Below are 18888 nucleotides of genomic sequence, written 5' to 3'. Positions count from 1 at the left end.
TCAGAACCCCGTGAAGCTGCCGGACAGCCGCGTCAGCGCTGCCTGGTAATTGGCGAGTTGCCCCTGCTCGATCGCGGTCGATGCCGGACGCCGCCCGTTGCTGATGGGGGCGTCCGCGGCCTGCGCCTTGGTTTCGTCCCAATAAAGCGAACGATAGGCTGTCTGGGAAAGCGACAGTGCCTGCTTGATCTGTGCCAGCGAATTGCCCGCCTCCGTCTTGGTATCGAGCCGCAGCGCCTCCGTCAGCCCCAGCGCGAAGCTCCCGCCCGGACGCACCTTGGGCGCATCCTTGTCGACGATAGCGGGCGAGGCGATGCGGCGCGCGTCCAGGCCGAGCTTGACCAGCGCGTCCTTGCCGCTCGCGCCTGCGATCAATTCGAGTTCGTTTCCGGGCTTCACGTCGATCCGCAGCGCCCGGGCGCTGCCCTTCGCGGGCGTGCTCACCGACGCGGCCCTGCTGCCGATTAGCGTGCGCACCTGGTTGGCAAGCGTGGTCAGCGTATCCTTCTCGCCGATCGTCACCTTGCGGATGGCGCCGCCGTTGATTCGGATCGAGAATTCGTCGCCCGCACGCAACGCCGTCTGCGCCTCGAGCGTCACCGCGTCGGTCGGAGTCAGCGTGCCGCGATGCAGGCCCAACTTGCCGAGCACGCTGTTGCCGCCGGCGACAGCGGAGACATGCACGGGCTGCGTCTTGGCGGCGATCGTGCCGAACTGCTGCGTCTTGCCGATCGCGCCTGTCGCGGCATCCACCCGGGCGACGAAACCGTCGACATCTCCGGTTCGCTCCAAGCCCAGCTTGCCCGTGGTCCGGCCGCCTATGTAAAGCGTATCGCCCAGGAACGACACGCTGTCCGCCTGATCCTCCCCCGTGGAGCCGAGATAGGTCACCTTGCTGCTGCTGAGCGCGGCATCGATGCGCGCGACGAAGCCATCGCGCCCGCCCGCGCGGCTATTGACCTGCGTTCCCGGCATGTTGTCATCCGCCGCGCCTACGACCGCAATGGCGCCATCAGCGTCGATAGCGATCGCCCGGGCATCGGCCTTGCCCAGATCGATCGAGGCCAGTTCCTTGGTCAGGTCCGCCTTGTCGATCCGCCGCAGCATCGCCCGGCCGCTTTCGCCGGTCAGCGCCAGCAGTTGGCCGTCGGCGCCGATGGCCAGCGCCTTCACCTCGTCGGTGCCCGCCGTCTTGATACGAAACTGCTGGACCGGCTTGCCGGCCGCGTCGATCCGCGCCAGGACCGCATCGCCGCTGTCGTTCTTGCCGCCGACATAGATCATGCCGTCCGCACCGACTGCGACCGCCGTCGCAGTCTGCTTGCCGACCGAGCGCACCAGCGAGGAGAAGGCTTCATTGCCCTGCGCATCGAAGCGGGTGACGACCAGATCGCCGTCGGCACTGGCGCCGTCGAAGTTGCCGGTGACCGTTCCCGCCACGACGATGCCGCCGTCGGGTGCGATCGTCACCGCAGCGCCCTGCGCCGCGCCGGCCGCACCCAGCCCGCGCTGCCACACGACAGTGCCTTCGCTGTCGACCTTGGTCAGGATCATGTCGTCGCCGCCATCCGACACGTTGCCGCGCAGGTCGCCGGCGGTTGTGCCGACGACGTAGCTGAAGCCTTGCGCGTCGGTCGCGATGCCACGCGCCGGCGTGGCGGCGATCACCGTCTGCTCCTTGGTCTTGCGGGTCAGATCGGCTTCCGCCGCGACGGCGGAGCGTTCGGTGCCGATGCGATCGACCGCAGCGATCGTGGACAGCGTACGCCGCTCCATCGTGCCGGCAGGATCGTCGAGCCGCAGAATCCGGGTGTCCGCCGGTGTATTGAGCGGCGGCGTGGTGCCGCTCGGGACTCCAGCCGCCAGCGGCACGCGCTCGGTCAGGCCGCTGGCCACCATGACGGCGTCGCCGCCGCCGACCTGGTCGATGGAGATGGTCTCGAAGCCACCACGCTTGACCGCCATTCCCCATTTGTCGCCGTTCTTGGCCGGCTCGAAGCTGACCTGCCAGCGCGGCACCGGTTTGCCGTTCTCCATCACCACCGCGCCCTTGGCGTCCAGCCGCGGAATGGCCTTGATCGCAGCATTCATCGCATCCGCCACGGTGTCCAGCGTCGGCGGCTGGGGCGTCTTTGCCAGGTCGATCGTCAGGCTGTCTTTGGCGCCGAGCTGCGCGAGGTCGATCTTGAGGACTTCATCGCCCTTGAAGCCCGCCAGCGCGCCGTCGCGCGTGTCGCGCACGCCCTTGCCGGGGATGCTCGCGGCGCTCAGCGAAGACGGCGATGCCACGCCGACCGACAGCGCCTGACGCGCGAGCTTGCCGAACGCCAGATCGACATCATCGGACGGCGCGCTGCCGAGATAGGTTTTCAGGTCGGCCAACCCCTTTGCAAAGCTCTTCTGCAAATTGGCGCGTTCGGCCGATCCGGTCGTCGGCTTGGCCGCGCTCTCGGCCAGCAGCCTCAGGCGATCGAGCGCCTTGTACGTGACGAACGTGGTCCGCACGTCCTCGGGCAGCGTCTTGCCGTCCGGGCCAATCGTGCTGGCGTTCTTGTCGATGATCGTCTTCATCGTCTTGATCGCCGAAACCTGCGCCGATTCTGGAACGGCGGAGGGCTTTTCCTTCCACGGTGGCGTCGTCGGCGGCGCGGTGAAGGCTGCCCTGGCCTTGCGCTGGGCACGTGTCTCGAGAGTCGCCGTCGAGGCGGCGAAATCGGCTGCTGCATTGGACCCGGTCAGGACGCTGAGTGCCGCCAAACCATTCGAGATATTTGCCATGTTAACCTCGTGAGCGGCCGTCCGGTTCGTCCGCTTCCACTCTATAATAGGATGGAAACGTGCGCCGCGGTCGGCGCCTGCGCATACAAAGGCTGGAGAACCGCCCGTGAACATGATGACCGTGGAGCCCGTGGAACTCAAACGCTACTCCGGCCCTGAACGCGCCGCCGCGCTGATGCTGGTGCTCGGCAAGGAACATGGCGCACCGATCTGGGAGCATCTGTCGGTCGAGGAGATCAAGGACTTGTCCGCGGCCATCGCCACGCTGGGCCGTGTGCCCGCGCATGTCGCCGAATATCTGCTCGTGTCGTTTTCGGGCGAGGTGTCGAGCATGAACACGCTCCACGGGTCGTACGAGACGACCGAACGCCTCCTGGACGGTATCCTGCCCGGCGACCGCGTGCGTGAGATCATGGAGGACATCCGCGGCCCCGCCGGCCGCACGATGTGGGACAAATTGTCGAACGTCAGCGAAACCGTGCTGGCGGGCTATCTGAAGAACGAATATCCGCAGACCGTCGCGGTCATCCTTTCCAAGCTGAAGGCCGATCACGCCGCGCGCGTACTGGGCCAATTGCCACAGGAGATCGCGATCGACGTCGTCCAGCGGATGCTCCGTATGGAAACCGTGCAGAAGGACGTGCTGCTCCAGGTCGAGGCGACGCTGCGCAGCGAGTTCATGAGCAATCTGTCGCGCTCGCAACGCCGCGACCCGCACGAATCCATGGCCGAGGTCTTCAATGCGATGGACCGCGCGACCGAGGAGGCGATGCTGGGCGCGCTCGACGAACAGGCGCCTGAGACCGCCGACCGCATCCGTTCGCTGATGTTCACCTTCGAGGATCTCGGCACCTTGCTGCCCGCCGCCATCGCGGTGATCGTCCGCCAGGCCGACAAGCGGCAGATGGCTCTGGCGCTCAAGGGCGCGCCCGAACATATCAAGCAGCTTTTCATGGGGTCGATGACCGAGCGTTCGGCCAAGCTGATGCGCGAGGACATGGCCGGGATGGGACCGGTGCGTGCCCGCGATTGCGACGAGGCGCAGAACGCGCTGGTCCGGCTCGCCAAGACCCTTGCCGATTCAGGCGAGATCATGCTGGTCGATCCCAAGAGCAACGACACGATGATCGCCTGACATGGCCAGCAGCTTGCACATCAAGCCTTTTGCGTTCGACCAGGTGTTCGACGCCGGCGACATCACGCTCGACGATGCGAGCATCGACGACTGGCGGGTGCGCGCTTCGTCGCTGGAGGCAGAGCTTGCGAGCGCGCAAAAGCGCTTCGACGAGGAACTGGCGCGCGCGCGCGCCGACGGCTTCGAAGCGGGGCTGGCCTATGCACGCACCGAGCGCGAGGAGGCACTGCTGTCGGCCACCGATGCGCTTCACGCCACGATGGAGACGATGGAGGCCAGCCTGGACGCCATCACCGACGAAGCCGCGCGCGAGGCAGCTGTGGTCGCACATGCCGCCGCCGAGTTGCTGGCCGCCCGGGCGCTGGCCCATGCCCCGGGTGCCGCGATCGACGCCGCCATAGGCCGCGTCCTGCGCCAGGTCGCGCGCGGGCAAGAGGTGCAGATCACCGTCGCGCCCGCGCTGGTCGACGAAATGGAACGGCTGATCGCCGTCCGACAGAGCGCCGACCGCAGGCGTCTGGCACTCACCGTCACCGCCGACCCGGCACTACCGATCGGCGACGCGCATATCCACTGGGAACAGGGCGGACTCGTCCTGGATGCGGCAGCGCGTGCCGCCACCGTGCGCGCCTCGCTGGCCGCGGTTCTGCCGCAATAATACCCCGGCAAGTTTTTCCTACCCGGCAAGAACTGCCCCAACCACCGCCGCCTATAATGATCCCATAGCCGTCGTCTTCGGGGTCTCGCTTGGATCAGCTACGCACAGTTTTGGGGCAGATCGGTCGTCAGCGGCTGGTGATGATGGCGATCGTCGCGGCCGGGTTGCTGGCGGTGATGGGGTTCGTCGCGACCCGCGGCGGCGACGCCCGGATGGGCTTCCTCTATACCGACTTGGATCCCGCCGCGGCGCAAGGGATCGCCGACAAGCTGAAGGCGCAGAACGTGCCCTTCACGCTGTCCGCCGATGGCACCTCGATCATGGCGCCCGACGACAAGCTCGCCGAACTGCGGATGAGCATGGCGGGCGAGAAGCTGGGCGGCAAGATCGGCTATGACGTTCTCGACGCCGAGGAGCCGTTCGGCGTCTCCGCCAGCCGCGCCAAGATCAACGAGACGCGCGCGATCGAAGGTGAGCTCGCCAAATCCATCGAGACCATGCAGAGCATCAGCCGCGCCCGTGTCCACCTGGTCATGCCGCAGCGGGCGATGTTTGCCAACGCGACGACCAAGGCGAGCGCTGCGGTCACCGTAAAGACGCAGGGGCGACTGTCCGCCGAAGCGGTACAGTCGATCCGCTACCTCGTCGCCTCCTCGGTCGCCGAACTGTCGCCCGAAGCGGTGTCGATCGTCGATCAGACGGGCGCTCTGCTCGCCCGCGCCGGCGACGCATCGACGATGGGTGCGAGTGGCGCCGACGAACGCCAGGCGCAGGTCGAAGGCAAGCTGCGCGACGAAGTCGAGGCGCTCCTCGTCCCCATTGTCGGCCAGGGCAAGGTCCGCGCCGAAGTTTCCGCCGACATCGATCGCGACCAGACCCAGGAATCCTCCGACATCTTCGATCCCGACAAGCAGGTGATCGCGCACCAGGTGTCCGTGACGACCAAGGGCCAGAACACCGACACCCAGGCCGGCCCGGCGGGCGCCAGCGTCGGCGCCCAGCTGCCCGAGGCACAGGCTCAGCCCGCCACGCCCGGTACCAACCGCACGGAGACCAGCGACGAAACGTCCGAGGACACCACCTACGAGAACAGCAAGACCCACAGCGTCGTGCTGCGCGGCCCCGGCAAGATCAAGCGGCTGAGCGTCGCGGTGATGATCGACGGCGGTGCCAAGGGCCTGCCCCCTGCGCAGATCGCCCGGTTGACCAGGTTGGTGGAAAATGCGGTCGGTGCCGACAGCGAGCGGGGCGACAGCGTGGTCATCGAGAGCATGGCGTTCGCGGCCGATCCCACGCTCACCGATGCGGAACCCAGCTTCTTCTCGAAACTGCCGCTCGACCCGATCATGAGCGTGGTCAAGCTGCTGGTGATCGCGGCGGTCGGCCTGGTCGCGCTGCGGATGATCCGCCCTCGCGCGATCGAAGGCACGCTGGGTCCGAATGGTGAGATCGTGCTGAACGGCCAGAATGGTGCACCGGGCACCCCCGGCGCGCTCAACGCCGATGGCACGCCCGCCGCCCTTCCCTCTCCCGCCGACGGACCCGAACTCGAAGACGAGATCGCTCTGGCCCAGGTCGATGGCACCGTGAAGCTCAGCGCCCTCAAGCGGGTCGGTGATGCGATCGCCAGCGCTCCCCCCGAAGCCGCCGCGGTGATCCGCGGATGGATGAACGCATGATGGATCCCGATATGAACAATTCCGACATCACCGAAACCGCGATGCTGGCACCCGAGCCGGTCGCCTTCCTGGAAGAGTTCGACACCCCCGGCGGCGGCGCCGATGCACCGCCGGCCGATGCCTCCGATCTGCAGGCGGTCTTCGATGTGCCCGTGAAGGTCCAGGCGGTCCTCGGCCGCTCCAAGATGCCGATCGGCGATCTGCTGCGGTTGAAGGCGGGGATGGTGATCGAACTCGATCGTCGCGTCGGCGAGCCGGTCGATGTCTTCGTCAACGATCGCCTCATCGCACGCGGGGAGGTGGTGCTGATCGACGAAGCGTTGGGCATCACCCTGACCGAGATCGTGCAGCAGGAGCGTTGAGCATGGCGGACGAGGGTATCCGGCTGCTGCTCGTCGGCGCTGCGGCGGACGAACTGCGCGCCGCAGCACGCATGGCACGCGCGACGGGCGCCGAAGTGGCGATGGCCGAGACGCCTGCCGAGGCATTGGCGATCCTGCGCCGGACCAGCGTCGGGCTGGTGATGATCGACGTCCACGCCGATGTCGCCCGCTTCATCGCGCAGCTTGGGCTGGAACGCTTTCCCGTGCCGGTGTTGGCGTGCGGCATCCACGCATCGGCGGAACGCGCGGTCGCCGCGATCCGTGCCGGTGCGCGCGATTACGTCCCGCTGCCTCCCGAGCCCGATCTGATCGCAGCGGTACTGGCCCATGCAGCCGCAGCCCCCGCGCGCGAACTGGTGGCCGAGGATCCGGCGACTCTGAGCGCGATGGACTATGCCCGCGCGATCGCACCCGGCCGGATGCCCGTGCTCCTCCTGGGCGAAGCAGGCGTCGGCAAGGCGATCCTCGCCGCCGCCATTCATGCCGCGTCGGGGTGTATGGGGCACTTCGTGACGGTCGAATGTGCCGGCGTATCCCCCGAGATCATCGAATCCGAATTGTTCGGTCACGCCGCGGGCGCCTTCGCGGGTGTCGCGGCGGCGCGGGTGGGCAAGTGCGAACAGGCGGCCGGCGGCACATTGTTCGTCCGCGACATCGACCGGATGCCGGCAGGAGCGCAGGCACGGCTTGCGGCCATGCTCGACCAGCGCAGCGAACTGCGCCTGATCGCATCATCCAGCCGCGACTTGACGGAGCGGATGCGCGAGGGTGGGTTTCGCTCCGATCTGCTGTCGCGGCTGGCGGCGGTCCGCATCACCCTGCCGCCGCTGCGCGAGCGGGGCGGCGACGTGGCGCTGCTGGCGGAACATCTCGCCGAGCGGGTCGCGCGCACGCACGGGCTGAACGCCCGCAAATTCGACGGCACGGCGCTCGCGCTGCTCGGCGCGCACGTCTGGCCCGGCAATATCCGCGAGCTGGAGGATGTCATCCACCGGGCGATGGTGATCGCCCGTGGTCCCGCGATCACGCCCGAGGATCTGGTGCTGGTCGACGGCACACGGCTCGCCGCGCGGGCAGCGGTCGCCACGCCGGGCGAGGCCCGCGTCGATGCGCTGGTCGGCCGCGCGCTGGAGGATGTCGAGCGCGCGCTCATCCTCAAGACGCTGGAGCGGTGCCGCGGCAATCGCACCTCGGCCTCGGGTATCCTGGGCATTTCGGTGCGCACCATGCGCAACAAGCTGAAGACCTTCGTCGAGGCCGGCATCGCCGTGGCCCCTGCGTTCTAGGATGCCGATCGCCGCCTTCCTCCAGCGAATGGGCGCCAACCGCGACATGGCGCTGGCGGTCGGCGTGCTGGCGATCATCGGCATGCTCATCCTGCCGATGCCCGGCTGGATGCTCGATCTGGGCCTCGCGCTGTCGATCACCATCTCGGTGATGATCCTGATGACCGCGCTGTTCATCGACAAGCCGCTCCAGCTATCCGCCTTTCCGACCATCCTGCTTATCACGACGATGCTGCGGCTCGGCCTCAATCTGGCCTCCACGCGCCTGATCCTGGCGCATGGGCATGAGGGACCGGAAGCGGCGGGCGGGGTGATCGCGGCGTTCGGCGAGTTCCTGATCGGCGGCGAGACCGTCATCGGCCTGACGATCTTCATGATTCTGATCGTCATCAATTTCGTCGTCATCACCAAGGGCGCCGGGCGTATCGCCGAGGTCGGCGCGCGCTTCAGCCTGGACGCGATGCCCGGCTGGCTGCTCGATCTGGGTCTGGCATTGTCGATCACCCTATCGGTGATGATCCTAATGACGGCCCTGTTCATCGAAAAGCCGCTTCAGCTCTCCGCCTTTCCGACCATCCTGCTGATCGTGACGATGCTGAGGCTTGGCCTCAATGTCGCCTCGACCCGCCTGATCCTCGCTCATGGGCATGAAGGAACCCATGCAGCCGGCGGCGTGATCGGAGCGTTCGGCGAATTCCTGATGGGCGGGGAGACGGTGATCGGCCTCACCATTTTCCTGATCCTCATCGTCATCAATTTCGTCGTGATCACCAAGGGCGCCGGGCGTATCGCCGAGGTCGGCGCGCGCTTCAGCCTGGACGCGATGCCCGGCAAGCAGATGGCGATCGACGCCGACCTGAACGCCGGCACGATCGACGAGAAGCAGGCTCGCGAACGCCGCAGCGAGATCGAGCAGGAAAGCGGCTTCTACGGCGCGATGGACGGTGCGTCCAAGTTCGTGAAGGGGGATGCGGTCGCCGCGCTGCTCATCACCGCGATCAACGTCATTGTCGGGCTCGTCATGGGCGTGGCGGTTCACGGCGTGCCGTTCGGCGAGGCGTTCCATACCTATACCCTCCTGACGGTCGGCGACGGGCTGGTCAGTCAGATCCCCGCGCTGATCGTCTCGACCGCCGCGGGTCTGCTCGTCTCCAAGGGCGGGGTGTCGGGAAAGACCGGCGCGGCGCTCGGCGACCAGCTGGGGCGCTATCCCAAGGCGTTCGGTATGGTGTCTTTCATGATGGGGTCGCTGGCGCTGCTGCCGGGGCTGCCCTTCGCGCCTTTCGCGCTGTTCGCGGCGGGAAGCGGCTGGGCGGCGTGGAAGCTGTCCAAGAACGCTGCCGAAAAGGAGGTGCGCGACCGCGTCGAAGCTGCCGCTGCCGAAGTGGCGGACGAACCCGGCGAGGAGCCGATCTCGCGCACCCTGGCGATCGACACCGTGCGGATCGAGATCGGCTATGCGCTGCTTCCGATCATCAACGACGCGCAGCGCGAGCCCCGGCTCGACGACCAGGTTCGCGCGCTCCGGCGGCAGATGGCGATCGACTACGGCTTCGTCCTGCCGGCGGTGCGCATCATCGACAACATGGCGCTCCAACCCAACGAATATATTGTCTATATCAAGGAAACCGAGGCCGCGCGCGGCGACATCCGGCTCGACAAATTGCTGGTCATCAATCCCGGCGGCGGCAGCATGGCGCTGCCCGGAGAGCCGACCCGCGAGCCGGTGTTCGATCTGCCCGCGCTGTGGATCGACCGCGAACTGCGCGACGAGGCGGGGATGCGCGGGCTGACCGTGGTCGATTGCGGCACGATCATCACCACCCACCTGACCGAACTGGTAAAGGACAATATCGCCGACCTGCTGAGCTACACCGAGACGCAAAAACTGCTGAACGAAGTCCACAAGGAATCGGAAAAGCTCGTCGCCGACATCGTACCCGCCAAGATCTCCGTCTCCGGCGTGCAGCGCATCCTGCAGAACCTGCTGTCGGAGGGCATCTCGATCCGCGACGTGCCCACGATCCTGGAGGGGATCGCGGAAATCGCGCCACTGACCGGCAATCTGACTCAGATGACCGAACATGTCCGCAGCCGCCTTGCCCGCCAGATTTCTGCGCAACAGGCCCGCGACGGCGCGATCCCAATCGTCACCTTGTCGGGCGAATGGGACGAGGCGTTCGCGACCAGCATCGTCGGCCAGGGGGACGACCGCCAGCTGGCGATGGCACCGTCGCAGCTCCATGCCTTCCTGGCGGCCGTGCGCGACACGCTCGACCGGCTGGCCGGCGAAGGCGATATCCCCTGCCTGCTGACCAACCCGTCGATCCGGCCGTTCGTGCGCTCGATCATCGAACGGGTGCGTCCCGCGACCGTCGTTCTGTCGCAGAACGAAATCCACGCCCGCGCCCGCATCCGCTCGCTCGGGATGATCGGGTGAGGCGCCGCCCTTCGCGCGGTTCGGCGTCCTATAATGAAATGGGGGACCGGACTGTCCCGCATCGAGGATCAGCATGAACCCCATCGCCGCCAGCCCCTTTGCGATGTTCGCCGATCCGGCCGCCACCGGTGTGCTCGGGCAAGCCGACGCGGGGTTTGCCACCGTCCTTGGCCTGACCGCCGGGACACCCGCGGGCCAGATCGCCAGCGGGCTGCCGGCAACGCCGATGGCGTTCGCGTCCCAGCCGATGGCCGGGTTGCTGGCGTCGGCATCGGTCGCGCCAGCCCTGCCCCGTACGGCGGTCGCTTTCTCGCCACCGCACTCCCCGGCGTCGCAGCCCGCACGCGCCGGGATCACGCTGCAACCCGCGCTTTCAGACAAGCCCGCCGGCGGCACGAAAACGCCGGCGGTCTGGACGTCGCAGCCCATCGTCGCACTGATGACCGAAGCACTGGCAGCGACGCCGGCGGTTCTGGAACCCGGCCTTCCTGCGCAGACTTCGACTCCGGCGCCGACAACTGCGGTCGCCCCAGTTCTGGTTACAAAGCCGAAGGCGACACCTGCTCCCCGGATGCCGGCGCCGCCCGTGCAAGCGGCGCCCATCGTCGGCACGCCGGTCACGACCGTCGCGACAACCGCACCCGCACTTGCGCAGGCGCCCGCGCCTGGCGTCCTGCCCGCCGCCGAGGAACCGCGCGACACGGTGGAAAGCGCAGATGCCGAGGTCGTACGGCCTTCGGTCGAGCCGCCCGTTCAGCTGGCCACCATTGTCCCGGCCGCCCCCGCGCCGCTCGAAAGTCTTGCCGCAGCCCTGCCCGGGCCTGCGAAACGCGGCGATCTCCAGACATTGGTGACGGCGCCCGCTGCGGATGTCGGGCCGGATGTTGCGCCTCTCGCGGAAAGTACGACGTTCCCCGCTGCTCGCGAGTCCGGTCGAGCGGACGCGCCAGCTGCGAGCGCACCCATAGCGACGCCCGTCCGCGCGACATCGCCCTCAGCACCCATTCAGGCGCAGCCGGTCGTCGCCGCGCCAGCGCCGATCGTCTCCGAGGACGACGTTCCAGCAGCATCTCCGGTGATCGCCGATCGGGCGATGCCCACCGCCGGGGAACCGAGCGAAACCGAACTGCCCTCGCCGGCTCTGTCGCTGGACCCCGCTCCCGCAGACCACGGCGATGTGTCGGCAGCTCCTAGCGCCTTTGTCACCCCACCTTCCTCCTCCCCGATCCTGGGGGATTCGAAACCGGATGCGGCACCGACCGCGCAGGGTGAAACTCCCGTGCGCCCTGCAGCTCAGGCACCGTCGCTGACAACAAGCCCGGCCTTGGCGGAGGCTCCACCCCGACCTGTCGTGACAGCTGCCCGCGGTCGGACTTCCGAGCGCGGAAGCAAGACGGAAGACGACACATCCGTCGCGTCCGACGATCCGGATGATTCGAAGCGCGACATAATGGCACCGACTTTCTCATCGTTGGCCGCAGAGCCCCCGACGCCCGCTTCGGAAGGCCGCGCACCTGCCGTACCGCAAGGATTCTTGCGGCAAGGCACGGCACCCGACGCGACCCCGCAGGTGGTGCCCGTCGCCGCATCCGAATCGCCCCTCGCCCCCTCCGCAGAGGCGCCTGGCGCGGCGCCGCCAGTGACGACCAGCGAGCCTTCCTTCGCGCGCACCGTGTCCTCGCCGATCGCGGGCGATCTGCGGCCGGCTGCGGCTCCCGGCGCTGACCCGGCGCTACCCGCGTTCACCCCCGCCGCAGTCCCAGACGCCCCCCTAGCCCGCGCCGCAGAAAGCCCGGCAGTCCAGCACACGGCCACCGCACGTCCCGGCCTCATCGGGCACGAAATGGGCGTCGCGATCGCGCGCCATGTTCTGACCGATGGCGGCGACGCGATGACGGTGCGGTTGACCCCCGCCGACATGGGCCGGATCGAGATCACGCTGTCGTTCGACGATTCGGGCACGTTGCGCGCGGTGATGGCGGCGGATTCGCCTGCCGCACTCGACATGCTGCGCCGAGACAGTGCGGATCTGGGCCGCGCGCTGACTGACGCGGGCGTGCGCTCGGACGGCGCGAGCCTGCGCTTCGACACGCGCTCGTCGGACGGCGGCGGCAACGGCGGATCGGCCGGGCAGTTCTGGCAGCGCCGCCAGGACGCGCGTGCCGGCAACGAAAACGCCGACGTGGAGCCATCCGCGCAGACCAACCCCACCTACCGACCGCTGCGCACCAGCGGTCGCGTCGACATGATCGCCTGAGGAAACCGCCATGACCACGACCACCGCCACTGCCGCGACGACCAGCAACCCGACGACGATCAGTGCATTGTCGAAGACATCGGGCGATCTGAACATGTTCCTGAAGCTGCTGACGACGCAGATGCAGAACCAGGATCCGCTGGAGCCGATGGAGTCCTCGCAATATACCCAGCAGCTCGTCGAATATTCCCAGGTCGAGCAGAGCATCAAACAGTCCGGCACGCTCCAGGACATTCTGGCGCAATTGAGCACCCAGAATGTCACCCAGGCGACTGGTTTCATCGGCAAGACGGTCGAATTCGATCACGCCGCCTCGGGGCTGTCGGACGCGACCCCCGCAAAGTGGCGCTATGAGGCATCTCGCGACGTCGGCGCGATGACCGCCACGATCAGGGATGCGAGCGGCAAGACCGTCACAACGCGCGACATCGCACCGAAGGGCAGGAACGGCAGCCTGGACTGGGACGGCAAGCTCGCCAATGGTACTCGCGCGAAGGATGGCGCGTATACGCTATCGATCGCGGGCACCGATGCCAACGGCAACAGCGTGCCCGTGGCGATCACCAGCATCGGCAAGGTCGGCGAAGTCAATGCGGGCAATGGCGTGGTGACACTTGGCGTAAACGGCGTCGCGATTCCCGTCGCCAAGATGGTCCGGCTCAGCGACGCGGGCAGCTGACGCGCAAGGCGTCTTGCGTCAGGCTTTCGGCTTGCGCAGCCGTCGCCGAAACAGTCCGCGGGCCGACAGCGCTTCGAACATCTCTTCCGGACCTTCCGGATCAAGCACCTCGTGATCGGCTAGCCAGGTCTCGACCGCGTTCAGATCGGGCTGTTCATAGGGCCGAAGCGAACGTCCGTCCCCGCGCAGCGCCTCGATCGCGGCGATCAGCGATCCCGTATCGCGGATCGCATCGCTCACCCGCTCGATCGGCAGCCCGAGATGTTCGGCGAGCAGATCGTCGCGGATAGCGGCGATACGCGCGCGATCGCCTTCATCGCGCGCTTCGATCGCAAGGTCGCATTCGGTGTCGAGCCGCAGCGACCGGTTGTTCATGTTCGACGAACCCAGCCGCAGCACGTCATCGTCCGCGATCAGAATCTTCGCATGCGCATAGATTGGCGTGCCGGCGCCGGTGAACGGGTGATACAGTCGGAAGCGGCCATGACAATCGCGGCGGCGCAGCGCTTCGACCAGCCGCGCGCGCGCAGTGTCCATCGCGATCGGCTCCAACCAGCCTTGCGCATTTTCGGGGTTCACGACGACGAACTCCGGCCCGTCTGCCTCGTCCAGCCGCCGCGCGATCGCCTCTGCGATGCGGCGCGACGCGAAATACTGGCTTTCGATATAAACGCATCGTCTCGCCGCGGCGATCTGCGCGAGGAACAGCGCCTCGCTTTCATGCGCGGTCGCCTGACCCGCCATTTCCGGGATCGTGCGCGCGATGCGAACGGAGATGCCCTCGAAATCGACGTCGAGCCCATCGGGCCAGCACGGCTCGGCGCCGGTTACCGGCATAAGCGGCTTGCCCCCCGCGACCTGCCACCGTTCGCGGGCCATGTCGCCCAGCGCCGCGGCCGCCGGCCCGGTCACCGCGGTCGTGGCGTCGTGCCACGGCTTATAGGGTTTGCCCGAAGGCTGCACCCGCCCAGGGTCGTCATCCAGATGCCCGCGCGTGTCCCAGCGGTCGCTCGTCATGTCGATGCCGCCGCAAAAGGCCAGGCAGTCGTCGATCACTACCACCTTTTGATGATGCGAAGCGCCGGCCGGATGATGACCGTCCAGCTTCGTGGTGATGCGCGGATGACGCATCCATTTCAGCACCGTCAGGATCGTCGTGCCGCGAAAGAGCGCCTTAATCGCGCCGATGTCCCAGCGCAGCAGATACACCTCCAGCTGCGGATTGCGTTCGACCAGCCAGTAGATGAACGCGCCGACGGTCTTGGGGCCTTCATCCTGAGCGCAATCATGGTCCAGCACGATACGCGCGTCGAAGTCCCAGCCGACCAGCACGATCCGCTGTCGCGCCTCCAGCATCGCCCGGCGGGCGACGCGGAAATAGTGTTCGGCATCGACGATCACCGAAAAACGATCGGCGCGTTCGATCCGCCATTGGGTCGCGGGCGAGTCCATCGCCGGCCCTTGAACCGTCTGGCGGCTCGAATTGCAACCGCTTGTGCTCTATGTCGTGGGACACCGATGGCCGACCCCGTCCTCCGCAAGATCATCCACGTCGATATGGACGCCTTCTTCGCATCGGTGGAACAGCGCGATCGACCCGATCTGCGCGGTCGCCCGGTCGCGGTCGGTGGATCTCGCGCGCGCGGGGTCGTCGCGGCGGCAAGTTATGAGGCACGCGTCTTCGGCGTGCGCTCAGCGATGCCTTCGGTGACGGCGCTACGGCGCTGTCCGGACCTGGTCTTCGTCTCGCCGCGGTTCGAGGTCTATCACGCTATTTCCCAACAAATCCGCGGCATCTTCCGGGATTTCACGGATCTTATTGAACCGCTGTCGTTGGATGAAGCCTATCTGGATGTCACGCTCGATCGCCGCGCGCTGGGTTCCGCCCGACGAACCGCAGAAGCGATCCGCGCGCGCATCGCTGCCGAAACCGGGCTCACCGCCTCCGCTGGCGTCAGTTACAACAAGTTCATCGCCAAGCTGGCATCCGACCAGAACAAGCCCGACGGGCTGTGCGTCATTCCCCCCGCGGCCGGCGCCGCGTTCGTCGCCGGACTGCCGGTCAGGCGCTTCCACGGCGTCGGGCCGGTCACCGCGCGACGCATGGAGGCGCTTGGCATCGTGACGGGCGCCGACCTGCGCGCCCGATCGCTATCATTCCTGGAGACGCATTTCCGGAGCCATGCCCGATATCTCTACGAAGCCGCGCGAGGTGAGGACCACCGGCCGGTACGCACCAGCAGGCCCGCCAAATCGGTCGGCGCAGAACGAACCTTTGAGACGAACCTGTCGGATCCTGACGAACTGAGGACCGCGCTCGCTCGCGTCGCCGACGCCGCCTGGACCCGCATCGAACGCCGCGATACGCGCGGGCGCACGGTGACCCTCAAGCTCCGTCATGCGGACTTCCGCACCTTGACGCGTGCGCGATCCCATGCCCGTCCGGTCACCGACCAGGCAAGGTTCCTGGAAATAGGACAGACGCTCCTCGACGGGCTGATGCCGGTGCCTGACGGGGTGCGGCTGCTCGGCCTCACGCTGTCGGGGTTCGTAGGCGAGGAGCAAGCGCCGGAGCAGCCCGCGTTGTTCTGAGAGTTCGCTTGAAAACTCGCGAAAGAGCGAGTTTCGAGGCGGTGCCAGCCCGCTCGATCCACCTGCGCAGACCTTATCCTGCCCCGCCGTTCGCCAGCGCGGCGTCGATCGCAGGGTCGACGTTGACCTGCGGCAGTACCCCCGCCCGCGCCATTCCGCGTGCCGCCCCGGCATCGACGGGCCGCGAGAGGAAATAACCTTGAAGGTGGCTCGCACCGGCGATGCGCAATGCCTGCACCTGCGCCGCGGTCTCCACCCCTTCGGCGATCACGCCAAGCCCCAGCGCACGGCCGAGGTGGATGATCGAATAGACGATCGCCGCACTTTCGCGCTCGCGACCGATCCCGTCGATGAAGCTGCGGTCGATCTTGAGACTGTCGAGCGCGAATTTGCGGATGTTGTACAGGCTGGAATAGCCGGTGCCGAAATCGTCGAGGGCGACGCGGCAGCCGGCATGGCGCAGCGCTTCGAGCGTTTCGGCCGCACGGGTCGCATCGTCGAAGATCGCGGTCTCGGTGATCTCCACTTGCAGCCGGGCGGGAGCCGTGCCGGTACGCTGGAGCGCGGCAATGACATGATGCACGAAATCGTGGCGACGAAACTGGCGCGGCGAGAAATTGACCGACACATATTGCTTCGGCCAGTCCTGCAGCGCGGCCAGGGCACGGTCCAGAACCCAGTCGCCGATCTCGTGGATCAGATTGGATTCCTCGGCAATCGGGATGAACACCGCCGGACTCATCGCGCCATATTCGGGGCTTTCCCAGCGCAGCAGCGCCTCAAATCCGTCGATGGCCAGCCCGTCGCGCTCGACGATCGGCTGAAAGACCAGCGAAAGTTCGCCATTGGCAATCGCCTGCGTCAGCCCGTTCTCGATCCGGCGACGGAAGCGGATGCCCTCGTCCATGCTCTCGTCGAACAGCCGCACGCCGCCGCGGCGATGGCGCTTGGCCTCGTTGAGCGCCAGGTCGGCGCGGCGCATGACGTCGTTCGCCTCGCCGCTGCCGCCCTGCGTCGCCACGATCCCGGCCGACGCGCCCGCCTGCACGGAATTGCCAAACACCATGATGCTGACGGCGCACGCCGCAACCACGCGCTCGCAGGCCGCCACCGCGGTGATCTGATCGATGGTATCGAAGAGGATGCCGAACTCGTCACCGCCCAGCCGCGCGACAAGCGATCCCTCTGGCGCCGATGCCTGCAGGATGGCGCACATCTCGCGGATCAGCGCATCGCCCGCCAGATGGCCGAGCGTGTCGTTGACCAGCTTGAACCGGTCGAGATCGAGCATGGCGGTGGCGAACGTCCCCGGCCGCCGCACGCGGTCGCCGAGCGCGCGCAGGAAGGCCAGGCGGTTCGGCGCCTCGGTCAGCGGATCGTGGGTCGCGATGTGGATCGCGCGGCTCTCGTTGGCGGCGAGTTCGAGCTTCTGCTCCTCGAGCAACAAGACCCGGGTTCGCAGGTTGGCGCGCGCGGTGACGCGCTCGCGATCAATGGTCCATCGTTTGCAAAGCGCGGTCGCGGTCTGGACGATCTCCCCCGGCTCGAAGGGCTTGGCGATGTAGAAGACCTTGTCGGCGGGACCGGCGAGGGCGCAGATCTGGAACGGCGACAAGGGCTGCGCGGTGACGATGACGATGTGGACGTCGGGATCGGTTTCCCGGATGCGAGCCGCCGTCTCGCGGCCCTGCGGCGTCGCGATGTCGATGAAGACCGCCGCGAAGGGTACGTCGTCGGCCAGCGCACCGACCAGCGCGTCGATGGCCGTCCGACCATCACCGCAATACACCACGTGAAACACAGGTTCCGGCTCGGCGTCCGACGCAAGGGACGCCGCATAGCGAAAGCGGGTCGCCTCGTCGTCATCCACGACCAGAATGCGCATGCCCCTGAAGTCCCTTCCGGCCCGTGGCCGAACGGTCTGCCCCGGCGTCATCCGACACCCGGCAGCCTTGGCCTTCTTGCTTGCCAGACCGTATGCAGGGAAAGTTAAACGATTGTTAACGGCGACCCTGTCGATTCTTCCAACGCCTGAACCCCCAGCAGGATCGCGCCCAGCGGCCCCGCGTTACCGCCGAGGGCGGGCGGAACGACGAACGTGTCCGCCAGCGTCACGTCGGGCAGCGGAACGTAGCCGCCCAGGCTCGCCAGCATCGCGGCGCGGATGCGCGGGAAGAGGTGTCCGGTGCCGACCATCACCCCGCCCCCCATGACGATCCGGCGCGGGACGCCGGTCAGCACGAGGGTATGGAGCAATTGCCCGAGCGCATGCGCGACGCCGTCCCATGCGGGGTGATCGGCAGGAAGATCGGGGGCCGGGGTGCCGACCCGCGCCGCAATCGCCGATCCGGAGGCGAGACCTTCGAGGCACGCACCGTGGAAGGGACAGGAGCCGATCCACTCGTCGCCGTGCCATCGAACCGGGCGGATGTGCCCCAATTCGGCATGGGTCAGCCCATCGACGGGGCGCCCGCCCGCAATCACGCCGACTCCGATGCCGGTGCCGACGGTGACATAGGCGATGTCGGCCAAACCAGCCGCGGCACCCCATCGTGCCTCGGCCAACGCGGCCCCGACGACGTCGGTGTGGAAGCCGGTCGGCACACCATAGCGGCGCGCGAGCCGGCCGGCGACGTCGACACCAGTCCAGCCGGGCTTGGGGGTCGCAGTGATATGGCCGTAGTCATGGGAGCGCCGATCAATGGAGATCGGCCCGAAGCTGGCGATTCCGAGTGCCGCAAAGCCCGACCAGCGGTCGATCGTCGCCTCGATCGCGGTCATCGTGTCATCGGGCCGGGTTGTCGGGATCGTCACCCGGTCCTCGATCGCGTCGGGTCCGCTGGCCAGGATGCAGATGACCTTGGTTCCGCCCAGCTCGATGCCGGCGACCAATGGTGTCTCGCTCATCCCGTCACTCCCTTGTTTGTGGCGCCGCTCCTGCCACGGAACGGATCGGCTGAAAACGGGAGAACAGGGCCTGGGTGTGCCGCTCCATGAAGGA

The 18888-nt window shown here is 67.3% G+C and carries 13 protein-coding genes; 9 read left to right on the top strand and 4 right to left on the bottom strand.

The window, feature by feature from the left end:
• The gene (locus VF643_RS03155) at positions 1-2778 is read right to left on the bottom strand and encodes a hypothetical protein (protein ID WP_331041917.1); all 2778 of its coding nucleotides are present in this window, start codon (positions 2776-2778) and stop codon (positions 1-3) included.
• A gap of 112 nt (positions 2779-2890) precedes the next feature.
• Here VF643_RS03155 and VF643_RS03150 point away from each other — a divergent pair, with 112 nt between their 5' ends.
• The 8 genes from VF643_RS03150 to VF643_RS03115 all read left to right on the top strand — a co-directional run bounded on the left by VF643_RS03150 (position 2891) and on the right by VF643_RS03115 (position 13295).
• Complete coding sequence (locus VF643_RS03150) at positions 2891-3913, top strand: flagellar motor switch protein FliG (protein ID WP_331041933.1); 1023 nt, start codon at positions 2891-2893, stop codon at positions 3911-3913.
• 1 nt (position 3914) lies between these two features.
• Positions 3915-4571 (top strand): FliH/SctL family protein, encoded by a 657-nt coding sequence (locus VF643_RS03145; RefSeq protein ID WP_331041916.1) that lies wholly within the window; start codon positions 3915-3917, stop codon positions 4569-4571.
• Between the two features lie 89 nt (positions 4572-4660).
• Positions 4661-6250, top strand: coding sequence for a flagellar basal-body MS-ring/collar protein FliF (gene fliF, locus VF643_RS03140; protein WP_331041915.1), 1590 nt, complete (start codon positions 4661-4663; stop codon positions 6248-6250).
• Positions 6247-6612 (top strand): flagellar motor switch protein FliN, encoded by a 366-nt coding sequence (fliN, locus tag VF643_RS03135; protein WP_331041914.1) that lies wholly within the window; start codon positions 6247-6249, stop codon positions 6610-6612. Before fliF ends, fliN begins: the two co-directional genes overlap by 4 nt.
• A 2-nt stretch (positions 6613-6614) precedes the next feature.
• Positions 6615-7919, top strand: coding sequence for a sigma-54-dependent transcriptional regulator (locus tag VF643_RS03130; protein WP_331041913.1), 1305 nt, complete (start codon positions 6615-6617; stop codon positions 7917-7919).
• A 1-nt stretch (position 7920) separates the two neighbouring features.
• Positions 7921-10359 (top strand): flagellar biosynthesis protein FlhA, encoded by a 2439-nt coding sequence (gene flhA, locus VF643_RS03125; protein ID WP_331041912.1) that lies wholly within the window; start codon positions 7921-7923, stop codon positions 10357-10359.
• A gap of 73 nt (positions 10360-10432) precedes the next feature.
• Complete coding sequence (locus VF643_RS03120; RefSeq protein WP_331041911.1) at positions 10433-12616, top strand: flagellar hook-length control protein FliK; 2184 nt, start codon at positions 10433-10435, stop codon at positions 12614-12616.
• Positions 12617-12626: 10 nt separating this feature from the next.
• Complete coding sequence (locus tag VF643_RS03115) at positions 12627-13295, top strand: flagellar hook assembly protein FlgD (protein ID WP_331041910.1); 669 nt, start codon at positions 12627-12629, stop codon at positions 13293-13295.
• 18 nt (positions 13296-13313) lie between these two features.
• Here the strand turns inward: VF643_RS03115 and VF643_RS03110 are convergent, their stop codons facing one another.
• Positions 13314-14747: a phospholipase D-like domain-containing protein gene (locus VF643_RS03110; protein WP_331041909.1), complete on the bottom strand. Its 1434-nt coding sequence runs from the start codon at positions 14745-14747 to the stop codon at positions 13314-13316.
• 66 nt (positions 14748-14813) lie between these two features.
• Here VF643_RS03110 and dinB point away from each other — a divergent pair, with 66 nt between their 5' ends.
• A complete protein-coding gene (gene dinB / locus VF643_RS03105) occupies positions 14814-15887 on the top strand; it encodes a DNA polymerase IV (RefSeq protein WP_331041908.1) in 1074 nt (357 codons plus the stop codon).
• Positions 15888-15960: 73 nt separating this feature from the next.
• On the opposite strand, the gene VF643_RS03100 is transcribed toward dinB, so the two are convergent.
• Complete coding sequence (locus tag VF643_RS03100; RefSeq protein ID WP_331041907.1) at positions 15961-17772, bottom strand: EAL domain-containing response regulator; 1812 nt, start codon at positions 17770-17772, stop codon at positions 15961-15963.
• Between the two features lie 104 nt (positions 17773-17876).
• Positions 17877-18794, bottom strand: coding sequence for an ROK family protein (locus tag VF643_RS03095; protein WP_331041906.1), 918 nt, complete (start codon positions 18792-18794; stop codon positions 17877-17879).
• Positions 18795-18888: the final 94 nt, after the last annotated feature.

Source organism: Sphingomonas sp., from assembly GCF_036387595.1.
Classification (GTDB): Bacteria; Pseudomonadota; Alphaproteobacteria; order Sphingomonadales; family Sphingomonadaceae; genus Sphingomonas.
Note: the sequence above shows the minus strand (reverse complement) of the source record. Positions and strands in the feature narration are given on the sequence as shown.